Raw genomic sequence first — 12,934 nt, forward strand, 5'->3', positions numbered from 1 at the left:
ATGACGGACTCCGCGTTCCCGCTCGCCCCGCGGGCCCCGCGCTGCTCCGCCGTCTCCGACCTACGGCGGAGGCGCCGCGCCGACCCGACGGCGGATACTCGGCTGCGAGTCCGGCAACGGGGGCCGGGCACGAACGGGGAGCAGCGAGAATGAGCTACAGCGCGCCAGGTGATCCTTCCGGCCCTCCCACGAAGGGTCCCGCCACGAGCGGCCCCGCCTCGAACCGTCCCGCCTCGAACGGTCCGGCCACGAGCGGCCCTTCCGGTGTCCGGCCCGGCGCTCCCGCCGACTCCCCGGCGCCCGAGCCGTACGCCGCCGCGCTCGGGGCGGCCTTCGTGGCCGTGGCCGACACGCTCGACGGGGGCGGCGCGGTCGGGGACGTGCTGGTCGGGCGGTGTGTCGGGGTGCTCGGGGCGGCGGCGGCCGGGCTGCTGCTGGTGGCGGAATCGCGCGGGAGCGCGGAGCCCGAGGTGGTCGCGGTCACGGACGAGGCCGTACGGGCGCTGGTCGCCGCCGAGGGCCCGGGCCGGGAGTGCCACCGCGCGGGCGCGCCGGTGCGCGCCGACGTGCTGGGCGCGGCGGCGGGCCGCTGGCCCGATTTCACCGGGGCCGCGCTGGCCGCGGGCTACGGCGCCGTCCTGGCCGTCCCCATGCGCTGGCGCGAGGAGACCATCGGCGCCCTGACGCTGTTCCGTACGGCGCCCGGCCCGCTCCCCGACGGCTACGCCGAGCTGGCCCAGGCGCTCGCCGACGTCACCACCATCGGAGTGCTCCAGCGCCGGGTCAGACGGCAGCGCGAACAGCTCGCCGACCAGCTCCAGTCCGCGTTGGAGAGCCGGGTCCTGGTCGAGCAGGCCAAGGGGCTGCTCGCCGAGCGCTGGCAGGTGAGCGTGGACGCCGCCTTCGCCGCGCTGCGCAGCCACGCCAGGACGCGCCGCATCCGGCTGTCCGACCTGGCGCAGGGCCTGCTCGACAGCACGGTGGACGCGGCGGAGCTGCGCGGGGGCCCCGGCCGGTGACGCCGCCCATGCCGCGGCCGGTGACGTCGCATTGCGTAGAGAACGTGTAACCAACCGTCATATTCCCTCTGGTGCGCGGGAGTTCGGTGTTCTAGGGTGTGGGGCACTTCGCGGCCCGCGACCCCGGTCGCGGCGCTCAGACCCGTACTCTCCCGTCCGCTCAGGCACGGCCCGACGACGCCAGGACTTGGTTTGCCCATGGTCAAGCTCGCGGCATCCGCGTACCTCCCCCCACGCGAAGCCGACCGCCCGGTGCTCGACGTGTCCTGGACCTTCTCCGTCGGCCGCCTGCCCGGCAGCGACGAACTGGCGGCCCGTATGACCCGCGCCGCCCTCGACACGCTCGGCGGCCCGTACGGCGGGATCGGCGCCCTGATCACCGACGCCACCTCACTGGCCTGCGCCTACCTGGTCGCCCACAGCCTGGCCCGGCGCTACCGCGTCACCCTGGGCGTGGACGGCGGGCACTGCGCGGTCGCGGTCACCGACTACGGCTACGACCACGGGCTGCCCGGCGACGGCGCGGAGCCGGTGCCGGAACCGGCCCGCGACGAGGCCAGGGACCTGTGCAGGCGGCTCGCCGAGGCCGCGGCCCACCCGGTGACGATCGACGGGGTCCAGGTGCACCACGCCGTGGACGGCGCCGTGCTCATCCGCTTCAGGACCCAACTGCCCCACGCCCCCACGGTTCCCCCCACTCCCCCGGCCGCGCCGGACGCCTCCCGCAGTCCAGGCGCCCGAGGGTGAGGAGCGCCCGGCCGGGCGGCTTCGCGGGGGAGGCGAGCCACCGGCCGGGCGCGGTACGCACCCCGGGAGGGATGCGGGTCTCGACACGGCCGTACTGCGTGCGTCAGGTCGTACTGCGTGCGTCAGGTCGTGCGGTTGCCGGTCAGCGCCGCGAAGACCACGACGTTCGCCGAGTACGCCTGCTTCTCCTTGTCGAAGGAGCCGCCGCAGGTGATCAGCCGCAGTTCCGGGCGCCCGGAGGACCCGTACACCCGGTTGGCGTCGAAGTGGTCCTTCTCCACCACCTCGACGCCCTCGACGGAGAATTCGGCGACCGTGCCGTCCGCGCGGGTCACCTCCACCAGCGCGCCCGGCTCGACGGTGCTCAGCCCGTAGAAGACGGCCGCGCGGGTCTCGGTGTCGACGTGGCCGACGATCAGCGCCGCGCCCGCCGTTCCCGGCGACGGTCCGTCGCGGTACCAGCCCGCGACGTCCGGGGTGGCGTACGGCGGCGGGTCGACCGCGCCGTCCTTCAGGCCGCGGCCGACGAGCTTGGCGTGCAGCCCGATCGAGGCGATGTCGATGCGCAGCGGCGTGGAGGCGGGCATCGGCAGGTGGGGGGCGTAGACCTCGCGCGGGCGGTCGGCAGCGGCGGCGGCCAGCGCCCGGCCGCCGGGGGTGGCCTCCGTACCGCTGCCGCCGCCGTCGTGTCCGAACAGCCAGGCCGCGAGCAGCACGAGGGCGACGGCCGCGGTCGTCCAGGTCCTGTTGTCGGGCCGTGGACCGTCCTCGCCGCCGCCCGCGGCCTCCGCCCCTTCCGCCATCCCGGTCAGCCGCGGTCGGAGCTGCGGCGCCGGTGGATCACGAGGCCCGCCAGGCCGATGGCCGCGAAGCCGCCGGTGACCAGCAGCGCGCTGGTGTCGGAACCGGCCGTGCCGGGCCCGGCCGCGAGCTGCGCGGTGCCGCCGCCGCCCGCGGGGACGGGCGCGATCGGCAGCGAGGTGCTGGCGCCGGTGACCGTCACGGACGCGGACGCGGAGCTGGAGGAGCCGTTGCACTCGACGGAGATCTCGTACGAGCCGTCGACCGCGTCGGACTTGATGAACGCGGTGCCTTCGAGCGAGTGGGAGCCGTCGCTCGCCGGGGCGAGGGTGACGGTGTCCACGAAGACCTCGGCGCTGGCGCGGGCCTTGCCGCCGGACTTGCAGGAGGTCTCCAGGTGCAGGCTCACGACACCACCCGGCGCCACGCTGGCGGGCGACACGTCCATCGAGTCCGAGGAGCTGGACGACGAGGACGAGGACGACGAGGAGGAAGAGGACGACGATCCCCCTCCGCCCGAGTCGGCGATCGCCTGGCTGGGCAGCCCCGAGGCGCCACCGAGCGCGAACACTCCGACGGCACCGGCTGCGGCGATGACGGGCAGTTTCAGACCGAACATGGAGACCTCCGCTCGTCCGGGAGCGGGGACTCGCGCCCGGTGCTTACGAACATCCCTGCGACGGCCGCCGCCCGCACCCCGAGGGGCGTCTCAATCGTCCATCAGGGTGAGGGACACTCTACGGAGAGTGACGGATCGGTGTGTCGGCTCGGCTTTCCCGGGCCCGGGGCTCCGGGGGCTGCGCGCCGGCTCGGGGGCCGGCGCTGGGGGCTGCGGGCCGGGGCTCAGATCTCCGACACGAGGTCCGCGATCGAGTTCACGACGCGCGAGGGGCGGAAGGGGTGGCGGTCGATGTCGGCGGGCGCGGTGAGGCCGGTCAGCACCAGGAACGTGGTCATGCCGGACTCCAGGCCGGCCAGCACGTCGGTGTCCATCCGGTCGCCGATCATCGCGCTGGTCTCGCTGTGCGCGCCGATCGCGTTGAGCCCGGCGCGCATCATCAGCGGGTTGGGCTTGCCCACGAAGTAGGGGTCCTTGCCGGTGGCCTTGGTGATCAGCGCGGCCACGGAGCCGGTCGCGGGCAGCACGCCCTCGGGGGACGGCCCGGTCTCGTCGGGGTTGGTGCCGATGAAGCGGGCGCCGTTGTTGATCAGCCGGATCGCCTTGGTGAGCGCCTCGAAGCTGTAGGTGCGGGTCTCGCCGAGGACGACGTAGTCCGGGTCGGTGTCGGTGAGGATGTAGCCGACGTCGTGCAGGGCGGTGGTCAGCCCCGCCTCGCCGATCACGTACGCGGTGCCGCCGGGGCGCTGGTCGTCCAGGAACTTGGCGGTGGCCAGCGCGGACGTCCAGATGTTCTCGACCGGTACGTCGAGGCCCATGCGGGTCAGCCGGGCGTGCAGGTCGCGCGGGGTGTAGATGGAGTTGTTGGTGAGCACCAGGAAGGGCTTGCCGGACTCCTTCAGCCCCTTGATGAAGGCGTCGGCGCCCGGGATGGGCGTGCCCTCATGGATCAGCACCCCGTCCATGTCGGTGAGCCACGACTCGATGGGCCTGCGTGTCGACACGGGTTCCGCTCTCCTGTTCCTCGCACAGCTCGCGCCCGGGGCATCCGCGCGCGGCATCCGCGCGCCGCTTCCGCGCACGGCCTCAGCACGCCGGCTTCAGCCCACGGCCTCAGCACGCCGGCTTCTGCCCACGGCTTCACTCACCAGCGTAGCCGGGGCGGATGGCACCCGCCCCGGCCGTCTCGCGTGCTGGTCGGCCGCCGCGTCACGGCGGTCCTCCGGTCAGCCAACGGCCGGCTGACCGGTGACCTGCCGCTCGGCCAGGAGTCAGCTTCCGGTGGCGGTCTTCCACGCGTCCACGTAGTCGGTCAGGTGGGCGTCGATGTCGGACCAGTCGGGGGTGAAGACGTCCACGCCCGACATGATCTGCTTGAGCTTGGCGGCGTTGGCGTCGGTCGCGGTCACGTCGGTGCGGGCCGCGAAGCCGCCGCCGATCGAGGAGACCTCCTGCTGGACCTCGGTGGTCAGGAAGTAGTCGAGCAGCTTCTTGGCCGCGTCCTCGTGCGGCGCGTTCTTCACCAGCCCGGCCGCGTACGGCAGCGCGAAGGTGGTCGGCTTGCCCGAGGCGTCGGCGGCCGGGAAGAAGATGCCCTGGTGCGGCATCGTCGCCTGGTCCGCGTAGTTCATCTGCACATCGCCGTTGGCGACCAGCAGTTCGCCCTTGTCGACCTTGGAGGCGAGCTGGCCGGTGGAGGCGGACGGGCCGACGTTGTTGGCCTGGAGCTTCTTCAGGTACTCCATCGCCGGGGCCTGGCCGCCGAAGTCGTGCATGGCCTTGATGACGACGGCGGTGCCGTCGCCCGCGACACCGGGGGTGGAGTACTGGAGCTTGTTCTTGAACTTGCCGTCCAGCAGGTCGTTCCAGGTCTTGGGCGGGGTCGGCAGTTCCTTGGTGTTGTAGATGAAGCACAGGTAGTTGTTGACGATCGAGGTCCAGTCGCCGTCCGCGCCCTTGTCGGCGGCGTCGACCTTGTCGGAACCGGCGGGCTTGTACGTGGTCAGCAGCCCCTTGGCGTCGGCCTGCTGGATGAAGGGCGGCAGCGTGACGATCAGGTCGGCCTTGGTGTTGGACTTCTCGCGGATCACGCGCTGCACGACCTCGCCCGAGCCGCCCTCGACGTAGTTGACCTTGATGCCGGTCTTCGCCGTGAAGTCCTTGAACACCTTGTCGTAGAAGCCGTCCCCGGCCTCGTTGTGCAGGCCGTCGGCGCTGTAGACGGTGACCTCGGCGGACGCCTTGCCGTCCGAGGAACCGGAGCCGGAGTCGGAGGAGCCGCCGCAGGCGGCGAGGGCGAGACCGAGCGTGAGGGTGCCGGCGACGGCGGTGAGCGGGGTGATGGGGCTGCGCTTGCGCATGGCAGGTCGAACTCCTTGCTGGGTGTGGTCAATCGGGAAGGAGAAAGGGGAAAGGGAAAGATGGGGAAAAGGGGAAACGGACCGGGGAGAAGGGGAAACGGCGGGGCTCAGCGGTAGGAGGCCCGGGTGCGGACGCGGGACATCCCGAGCAGGACGAGCAGGGTCGTCACCATGAGGACGACGGCCAGGGCGGCGCCCGAGTAGAGCGAACCGCGGTTCGTCGCGCCGTAGATCTGGACCGGCAGCGGCAGCCAGTCGGGCGGGTAGAGCATCATCGTGGCGCTCAACTCGCCCATGGACAGGGCGAAGCAGAGTCCGGCGGCGGCGGTGAGCGAGGGCAGCAGCCGCGGCAGCCTGATCCGCCACAGCACGTACGCGGGCCGCGCGCCCAGGCTCGCGGCGCTCTGCTCGTACGCCGGGTCGAGGCGGACGAGCGCGGCGCTCACGGACTGGTAGGCGAAGGCGGTGACCAGGACGGTGTGGGCCAGGATCACGATCTCGCGGGTGCCGTTGAGCAGCAGCGGCGGCTTGGAGAAGGCGACCAGCAGGGACAGGCCGACCACGACGGACGGCACGGCGACGGGCAGCATGAACAGGGTGTCGAGCAGGCGCCGTTGCCAGCCGCGCAGGCGTTCGGCGGCGAGCGCCGCCCAGCCGCCGACGAGCAGGGCCAGCACGCTGGCGGCCAGCGCCGTCCACAGGCTGGTGGTCAGGGCGTGCGCCGAGTCGCCCTTGGTGATGTCCTGATAGTGCGTCAGCGTCGGGTGGGACGGGAAGGCGCCGCTCCAGTTGGTGGCGAAGGACGCCATCAGCACGACGAGGAAGGGCAGCGCGAAGACCGGCAGGAACAGGACGAAGAAGACGGCCCAGGCCGTCCAGCGACCGCTGCGGCTATGCACCAGCACGGCGGGCACCTCCGGTGAAGCCTCCTGCGAGGGTGGTGGTACGGGCCACGGCGGCCCGGTAGAGGCCGTAGAGCGTCACCGACAGCACGACGGCGACGACCGCGACGACGCACGCCCCCGGGTAGTCGCCGTCGAGGATCGCCTTGCTGTAGACGAGCATCGGCAGGGTGGTGACGCCCTTGGCGCCGGTGAAGAGCACGATGCCGAACTCGTTGAGGCACATGACCAGGACGAGGCTGCCGCCCGCCGCGAGCGACGGCAGCGCCTCGGGGAGGATCACCTGCCGTACGATCCGCGGCGCCCGCGCGCCCAGCGACGAGGCGACCTCCAACTGGGCGGTCTCCACCTGGGAGAAGGCCGCGAGCAGCGGGCGCATCACGAAGGGCGTGAAGTACGTGATCTCCGCCAGGAGTACGCCCCACGGTGTGCGCAGGAAGTCGATCGGGCCGCTGCCGCTCGCGCCGCCCGTCACGTCCGTCCACAGGCCGTTGGCCATGCCGACGGTGCCGTAGAGGAACAGCAGAGCGAGGGTGATCAGGAAGGAGGGGAAGGCCAGGAAGATGTCGATGAAGCGGCTGAGCGCCTTGCCGCCGGGGAACGGCACGAAGGCGATCACCAGGGCCAGGACGAAGCCGAGGACCAGACAGCCCGCGGTCGAACCGACCGCGATCCACACGGTGTTCCACAGCGCCTTGCGGAACGACTCCTCCGTGAACACGTCGGTGTACGCGGACACGGAGTGGCCGCCGCTGTCCGGTGAGAGGGACTGCTTGCCGACGAGGAAGAGCGGATAGAGGAAGAAGAAGCCGATCGCGGCCAGGGGCGGCAGGGCCCAGAGCGGGCCGGGCACGGTCAGCCGCCGCGAACCGCCCTTGTCCGCGGCGGACGTGGCGGTGCGCGCGGCCGGTGTGGCGTCCGGTGTGGCGTCCGGCTTCGCGTCCGGTGGGGCGCCCGGTGTGGCGTCCGGCTTCGCCTCCGGTACGAGCGGCGCCTGCGTCGTCCTAGCCAACGCCGACACCTCCCGCGCCGAGCCCCGCGGGCAGCAGCACCGCGTCCTCGGCCGCGAAGGTCAGCCCGACCTCGTCGCCCGCCCGCGGCGGCTGCCGCAAGTCCCCGACGTCGGCGCGCAGTTCGTGCCCGTACGCCGCGACGAGCAGCCGGTGCGTGTGGCCGCGCCACTGCACGGCGGTGACGGTGCCGCGCAGGACGTTGCCGCCGCCTTCCCCGGATGCGGCGGCCAGCCGCAGCGCGTGCGGGCGGACGCACAGCGTCGCCTCGGCACCAGGCGCCGGGCCGTCCGTACCGCTCGCGGCCACCTGGAGGGTGGTGTCCGCCAGCCGTACGGCGCCGTCCTCCCCCGCGCTGACGTTCAGCAGATTGGCGTTGCCCACGAAGGAGGCCGTGAAGGCCGTGCGCGGGTGCCGGTAGAGGTCGCGCGGGGTGCCGCAGTCCCGGAGCCTGGCCTTGTCCAGGACGGCGATACGGTCGGCGAGCGTCAGCGCCTCGATCTGGTCGTGGGTGACGTACAGGATCGAGACCTCGGGCAACTCGCGGTGCAGCCGGGCCAGTTCGGTGAGCATCCCGGAGCGGAGCTGCGCGTCGAGCGCCGACAGCGGCTCGTCGAGCAGCAGCACCCCCGGCCTGATCGCCAGCGCGCGGGCGATGGCCACGCGCTGCTGCTGCCCGCCGGACAGCTCCCGCGGATAGCGCCGGGCGTACGCGGCCATGCCGGTCATCTCCAGCGCGTCCGCCACCCGCCCGGGCACCTCGCCGCGCGGCACCTTCTGCGCCTTGAGCCCGAACGCCACATTCTGGTCCACCCGCAGATGCGGGAAGAGCGCGTACTGCTGCACCACCATCCCGATGCCCCGCCGGTACGGCGGCAGGTCCGTCACGTCCCGTCCCCCGATCGCCACCCGCCCGCTGACCGGCCGCACGAACCCCGCCACCGCCCGCAGCGCCGTCGTCTTCCCCGACCCCGACGGGCCGAGCAGCGCCATGACCTCCCCGCGCTCGACGGTCAGGTCGAGCGAGTCCAGCACCGTCTGGCCGTGGTAGGCGACGGTCACCTGCGCGAACCGGATGCCCGCGGGGCCGGTCGTGCCCGCGCGCGGGGGCGCGGGCGTCGGCTCCGCCGCCGGGTGGTCGGCGGCGGTCATCGCGGGGTCTCCCGGCGGGCGACGGCGGCGGGGAGTTCGGCGATCGAGGCCAGGACGTGGGTGGCGCCCGCGGCGATGAGCTGAGCCTCGGTGTGAGCGCCGGTCAGGACGCCCGCGACCAGCGGGGCGCCCGCGCGGACGCCGCTGAGCATGTCGTAGGCGGTGTCGCCGGCCACCGCGACCTGGCGGACGGAGTCGGTGCCGGTGCGCAGCAGCGCGGTGAGCACCATGTCGGGGTAGGGGCGGCCACGGCCCGCGTCGGCCGGGCACAAGGTGAGGTCGGCGACGTCGCGCCAGCCGAGCGCGTCGAGGATCGCGTCCTGCGTGACGCGGGAGAAGCCGGTGGTCAGGACGACCTTGCGGCCCGCCTCGCGCAGCGCGTCGATCGTCTCGCGCGCGCCGGGCAGCGGCGCGCACCGGCCGCCCTCGACGAGTGCGGCGTACGCGGTCTCGAACGCCGCGTTGCCGCGCCGTGCCGCCCGCTCGTCACCGAACAGGGCGCGGAAGACGGTGATCTTGGACTCGCCCATCGTGGCGCGTACGTAGTCGAGTTTGGCGCTGTGGTCCGCGCTGCCGGGCTCGACCCCCAGCTCCTCGGCCGCCCGCGAGAAGGCCAGTTCGACCAGGCCGTCGTCGGCGACGGTGGTCCCGGCCATGTCGAGGACGACAAGCCGCAGGTCGGACGTATCGCCTGGGGCGGAGGCGGAGGCGGCGGGTCCCGGCTCCGTGGGTGCGGGGGCGGCGGCAGCCGCCGTGGTCTCGGTCATGTCGTTCACCAGCCGATCTCGTTCGCGGTGTCCTCGCCGATCGCCGGGGAGCAGGTCATGCCGCGACCGCCGGGGCCGGTGACCAGCCACACGCCGTCGCGTACCTGCTCGCGGTGGACGACCCGGGTGGTGTCGGCGCACTGCGCGTACACCCCGGCCCAGCGGCGGCGGATCTTGGGCAGGGGGCGGCCGAGGAGTTCGGCGGCCCGTTCCAGCAGGTGGTCGTACGGGTCCTCGATCACGTCGAAGGCGAAGGCTTCGTCGTATTCGTGGGTGTCGCCGATGGTGAGGCCGCCGTCGAGGCGCTGGACCATGAGCAGTTGCATGCGGTGCTCGGCGGCGACCGGCGGCTGCGGCTGGCCCGCGCGCAGGGCGTCGAGCGCGGCGCCGTCGTAGGCGGGGTAGTAGCGGAAGCTGTCGGCGTCGGCGACGGAGGTCGTCAGCGGTTCGCCGAGCGGGTCGGTCTGCGCCATCTGGAGCCGGACCCTGCGTACCGGCAGGCTCGGCGCGAGTTCCTTGACGAGACCGGTCAGCCAGGCGCCGGTGGCGACGACGACGCTGTCGGAGGCGTACGACGTGCCGTGATCGTCGCGGACCAGGCCGGTGTCGACGTCGCGGACCTCGCGGCCGGCCACGAAGGTGTAGCGGCCGGTCGCTTCGAGGTGGGCGCGCAGGGCGGGCAGGGCGACGCGCGACTCGACGGCGGCGTCGCGCTCGCAGAGCAGGGCGCCGAGGAGTTCGCCGCGCAGGGCCGGGTTGTGGGCGGCGACCTCGGTGGGCGACAGCCACTTGTAGCCGCGCTCGGCGGCGTCGGGGCGGCCCAGGACGTCCTCGGCGACGGCCCGCTCGGCCGGGGTGCGGACCACGGTGAGCGAGCCGTTGGCGCGGAAGCCGACGCCGGGCACGCGAGCCCCGATCCCCTCCCACAGCTCGCGGGCGCGCAGCGCGGTCTCCAGTTCGGCACCGGCCGCCCGGCCGCCGACCCACACGAGGCCGAAGTTGCGCACGGACGCGCCGCGGGCCTCCCGCTCGCGCTCCAGGTGGACGACCTCGTGGCCGCGGTTGACTGCGTGCCAGGCATGCATCGTGCCCAGCGCTCCGGCTCCTACGACAGTGACTCTCACGCCGTCGAGATTCGCGGCGGAGGGTGGCCGTCTCGCGTCCGGCTACCGACGTCCGGGTGAACAGGTCTCCAAGCTTGGACTAGACCCGTTATCATTTCGTGACTAAAAAGGGGACGTCGGCCACCGGGGACCTCAGCCCCGCCGGTCGCTCTTCTCCATGTGGACGGTGAAGCTGAAGCGGTCGCCGCGGTAGAGCGACCGCACCCGCTCCAGCGGCTCGCCCGCCTCGTCCCGGCTCGACCGGTGCAGCAGCAGCATCGGCAGCGCGGGCGGCGTACCGATCAGCAGCGCCTCGCGCGGTGTGGCCAGCACCGTCTCGATCCGCTCGTCCACCGAGACCGGCTCGACGCCGATCCGCTCGCGCAGAAAGGCGTAGAAGGAGGTGTCGGGTGCGAAGTCCCTTTCCAGGTGCGGCAGTCGGGCCACCGCGAGATACGTGCTCTCCAGGCCGACCCGCTCCTCGTCGGCGAGCAGCACGCGCTCCATGTGCCACACCGGGTCGCCGGGCGCGAGCCGCAGTTCGGCGGCGAGACCGGGGTCGGCGGGCAGCCGCTCCAGCGCGATCAGATTACGGCCGGGGACGCGGCCCTGCCGCCGTACGCCCTCGGTGTAGCTGTCGGTGGACAGCGGCTGTTCCAGCTTGGGCCCGGCCACGACGGTGCCGCGGCCCCTGCGGCGCACCCGGCCCTGGATCAGCAGTTCGCGCAGCGCCTGCCGTACGGTCTCCCGCGCCACCTCGAAGCGGGCCGCCAACTCCCGCTCCGTGGGCAGCAGTCCGCCCTCGCCCAACTCGTCGAGCACGACTTCGAGGCGGGTCTTGACGGCGAAGTACTTCGGCACCCGCCCGTGCTCCGGGATGCCCGCCCGGATCGGGCTCTGCGGATCTGCGTCGGCCATTGCCCGATCCTCGCAGACCGGACGGGGTGCCCGGTCCCGGAGCCCTGCTCACGGGCGGGCGGGGACGCGTCAGGCGTGGGTGAGGACATTGCCGAAGAGCGGGGCCAGGACGAGCAGGGCGGCGCCCTCGGCCACCGCGCGGGGGCCCGCCGCGGCGAATCCCACGGGCACGCTCCGGCCGCGTTCGGCCAGCACGGCCGCGACCTGCTCCGCGAAGACGGCGGGCGCGGCCAGTACGGTCCTGCCGCCCAGCACCACCCGGTCGATGTCGAGCAGCGCGACCAGATTCGCCGCCCCGACGCCCAGCAGCCGGGCCGCGCCCACGGTGTCGCCGCGCCCGGCCGCCGCCAGGCACAGCGCCTCCAGGCAGCCCCGGTTGCCGCACTCGCACAGCACCCCGCCCAGCTCCACCACCTGGTGCCCGAACTCCCCCGCCCCGGTCCGCCCGCCCCGGTACACCTCCCCGCCCAGCACCAGCCCGGCGCCGAGCCCGGCCCCGAGGTGCAGATACGCGAAGGCCGGGGGGCCGCCTGCGGCGGGGCGGGGACGGGCGGCTGCGGACTCCGCCGTCGTCGGCGGTTCGCCGCCAGGGGCGGGGTCGGACTCCGTCCCGCGACCACCGGCTTCGGACGCGGGACGACCGGCTCCGGGGGCCGGGGCGGTGACGGGGGCCGGGGCTGTGACGGGGGCCGGGGCGGACTCCGTCGGTGCGGACCACTCGCCGGGGGCGGCGGCCGGGGGCGGTGAGCCCTCCCCGGTCCCGGCCAGAACGACCCCGGTCGGGACGCTTCCCGCCGGGACGGCCTCGGCCAGGATCGACAGGGCCGCCGCGTTGGTGTTCTTGTCGAGGGCGACCGGGAGGCCGAGCGCGGCGGCCAGGCGGGCGCGGAGCGGGACGCCCTGCCAGTGCGGGAAGCCGGTGACGCGGTGGAGGGTGCCGGTGCGGTGGTCGAGGGGGCCGCGCATGCCGACGCCGACGCCGAGGACGGCGCCGGGGGCGCGGGCGGCGATGAGCCGTACTTCGTGGACGATCGCGGCGAGCGCGGACTCCACGGGCAGGCCGAGGTCCAGCGGCGCCTCGCGTTCGGCGACGGTACGGCCGGTGAGGTCGGTGAGGACGGCGGTGAGCCGTTCCCCGTCGAGGTGGACGCCGACTGCGTGCCGGGCGCCGCTGACGAGCCGCAGTTCGGTGCGCGGCTTGCCGCCGGTCGAGGCGCGCCGCCCGGCCTCCTCGACCAGCCCCTCGGCCCGCAGCCGGGCGGTGATCTTGCTGACCGCCTGGGGGGTGAGGCCGGTCCGCTCGGCCAGCTCCAGGCGGCTGATGCCCCGCGCGCGGCCGTCCGTACCGCCGCTGCCCGTACCGCCGCTGCCCGTTCCGCCGCCGCCCGTTCCGCCGCCGCTCGTACCCCCACTGTCCGTGCCTCCGCCGCTCGTACCCCGGCTGTCCGTACCGCCGCTGTCCGTGCCGGCGTCGGCGGGCGACAGCGTGGCCGTACGGAGCAGGCCGAGGACGAGCGCGGCGTTGTGGCTGCGGAG

General features: G+C 73.9%; 13 protein-coding genes. 2 read left to right on the forward strand and 11 right to left on the reverse strand.

What is annotated here, in order from left to right; translation table 11 throughout:
* Window positions 1–149: 149 nt before the first annotated feature.
* Both ACFZAM_RS17825 and ACFZAM_RS17830 read left to right on the forward strand, forming a co-directional pair.
* On the forward strand, window positions 150–1,019 hold the full coding sequence (locus tag ACFZAM_RS17825; RefSeq protein ID WP_391047061.1) for an ANTAR domain-containing protein: 870 nt from the start codon (window positions 150–152) through the stop codon (window positions 1,017–1,019).
* 198 nt (window positions 1,020–1,217) lie between these two features.
* Entirely contained in the window at window positions 1,218–1,766 is a 549-nt protein-coding gene (locus tag ACFZAM_RS17830) for a hypothetical protein (RefSeq protein ID WP_355343174.1), read from the forward strand.
* A gap of 122 nt (window positions 1,767–1,888) precedes the next feature.
* Here the strand turns inward: ACFZAM_RS17830 and ACFZAM_RS17835 are convergent, their stop codons facing one another.
* From ACFZAM_RS17835 to ACFZAM_RS17885, 11 genes are all read right to left on the reverse strand, one after another.
* Window positions 1,889–2,569, reverse strand: coding sequence for a class F sortase (locus ACFZAM_RS17835; protein WP_188283612.1), 681 nt, complete (start codon window positions 2,567–2,569; stop codon window positions 1,889–1,891).
* Window positions 2,570–2,574: 5 nt separating this feature from the next.
* Entirely contained in the window at window positions 2,575–3,186 is a 612-nt protein-coding gene (locus ACFZAM_RS17840; protein ID WP_391047065.1) for a hypothetical protein, read from the reverse strand.
* Between the two features lie 224 nt (window positions 3,187–3,410).
* Window positions 3,411–4,190, reverse strand: a complete 780-nt coding sequence (locus tag ACFZAM_RS17845; protein WP_355343169.1) for an HAD-IIA family hydrolase — start codon at window positions 4,188–4,190, stop codon at window positions 3,411–3,413.
* A gap of 267 nt (window positions 4,191–4,457) precedes the next feature.
* Entirely contained in the window at window positions 4,458–5,546 is a 1,089-nt protein-coding gene (locus ACFZAM_RS17850; protein WP_391047068.1) for a 2-aminoethylphosphonate ABC transporter substrate-binding protein, read from the reverse strand.
* 107 nt (window positions 5,547–5,653) lie between these two features.
* Window positions 5,654–6,451, reverse strand: coding sequence for an ABC transporter permease subunit (locus ACFZAM_RS17855; protein ID WP_391047071.1), 798 nt, complete (start codon window positions 6,449–6,451; stop codon window positions 5,654–5,656).
* Entirely contained in the window at window positions 6,438–7,460 is a 1,023-nt protein-coding gene (locus tag ACFZAM_RS17860) for a 2-aminoethylphosphonate ABC transporter permease subunit (protein ID WP_391047073.1), read from the reverse strand. The genes ACFZAM_RS17855 and ACFZAM_RS17860 overlap by 14 nt, the downstream gene beginning before the upstream one ends.
* Complete coding sequence (locus ACFZAM_RS17865) at window positions 7,453–8,610, reverse strand: ATP-binding cassette domain-containing protein (RefSeq protein WP_391047074.1); 1,158 nt, start codon at window positions 8,608–8,610, stop codon at window positions 7,453–7,455. The genes ACFZAM_RS17860 and ACFZAM_RS17865 overlap by 8 nt, the downstream gene beginning before the upstream one ends.
* Complete coding sequence (locus ACFZAM_RS17870) at window positions 8,607–9,377, reverse strand: phosphonatase-like hydrolase (RefSeq protein WP_391047076.1); 771 nt, start codon at window positions 9,375–9,377, stop codon at window positions 8,607–8,609. The genes ACFZAM_RS17865 and ACFZAM_RS17870 overlap by 4 nt, the downstream gene beginning before the upstream one ends.
* A gap of 5 nt (window positions 9,378–9,382) precedes the next feature.
* Window positions 9,383–10,501 (reverse strand): TIGR03364 family FAD-dependent oxidoreductase, encoded by a 1,119-nt coding sequence (locus ACFZAM_RS17875; RefSeq protein WP_391047079.1) that lies wholly within the window; start codon window positions 10,499–10,501, stop codon window positions 9,383–9,385.
* Between the two features lie 132 nt (window positions 10,502–10,633).
* Window positions 10,634–11,398 carry a GntR family transcriptional regulator gene (locus ACFZAM_RS17880; protein WP_355343149.1) on the reverse strand — a complete coding sequence of 255 codons (765 nt, stop codon included), beginning with the start codon at window positions 11,396–11,398 and terminating at the stop codon, window positions 10,634–10,636.
* A gap of 69 nt (window positions 11,399–11,467) precedes the next feature.
* A complete protein-coding gene (locus tag ACFZAM_RS17885; protein WP_391047199.1) occupies window positions 11,468–12,721 on the reverse strand; it encodes an ROK family protein in 1,254 nt (417 codons plus the stop codon).
* Between the last annotated feature and the right edge of the window lie 213 nt (window positions 12,722–12,934).

This window comes from Streptomyces sp. NPDC008079 (genome assembly GCF_042957385.1).
Classification (GTDB): Bacteria; Actinomycetota; Actinomycetes; order Streptomycetales; family Streptomycetaceae; genus Actinacidiphila.

Excerpts from the sequence above, each read along its gene's own strand:
- ACFZAM_RS17825 (WP_391047061.1), top strand. The coding sequence starts at position 150 with ATGAGCTACAGCGCGCCAGGTGATCCTTCCGGCCCTCCCACGAAGGGT.
- ACFZAM_RS17830 (WP_355343174.1), top strand. The coding sequence starts at position 1,218 with ATGGTCAAGCTCGCGGCATCCGCGTACCTCCCCCCACGCGAAGCCGAC.
- ACFZAM_RS17835 (WP_188283612.1), bottom strand. The coding sequence starts at position 2,569 with ATGGCGGAAGGGGCGGAGGCCGCGGGCGGCGGCGAGGACGGTCCACGG.
- ACFZAM_RS17840 (WP_391047065.1), bottom strand. The coding sequence starts at position 3,186 with ATGTTCGGTCTGAAACTGCCCGTCATCGCCGCAGCCGGTGCCGTCGGA.
- ACFZAM_RS17850 (WP_391047068.1), bottom strand. The coding sequence starts at position 5,546 with ATGCGCAAGCGCAGCCCCATCACCCCGCTCACCGCCGTCGCCGGCACC.
- ACFZAM_RS17865 (WP_391047074.1), bottom strand. The coding sequence starts at position 8,610 with ATGACCGCCGCCGACCACCCGGCGGCGGAGCCGACGCCCGCGCCCCCG.
- ACFZAM_RS17870 (WP_391047076.1), bottom strand. The coding sequence starts at position 9,377 with ATGACCGAGACCACGGCGGCTGCCGCCGCCCCCGCACCCACGGAGCCG.
- ACFZAM_RS17880 (WP_355343149.1), bottom strand. The coding sequence starts at position 11,398 with ATGGCCGACGCAGATCCGCAGAGCCCGATCCGGGCGGGCATCCCGGAG.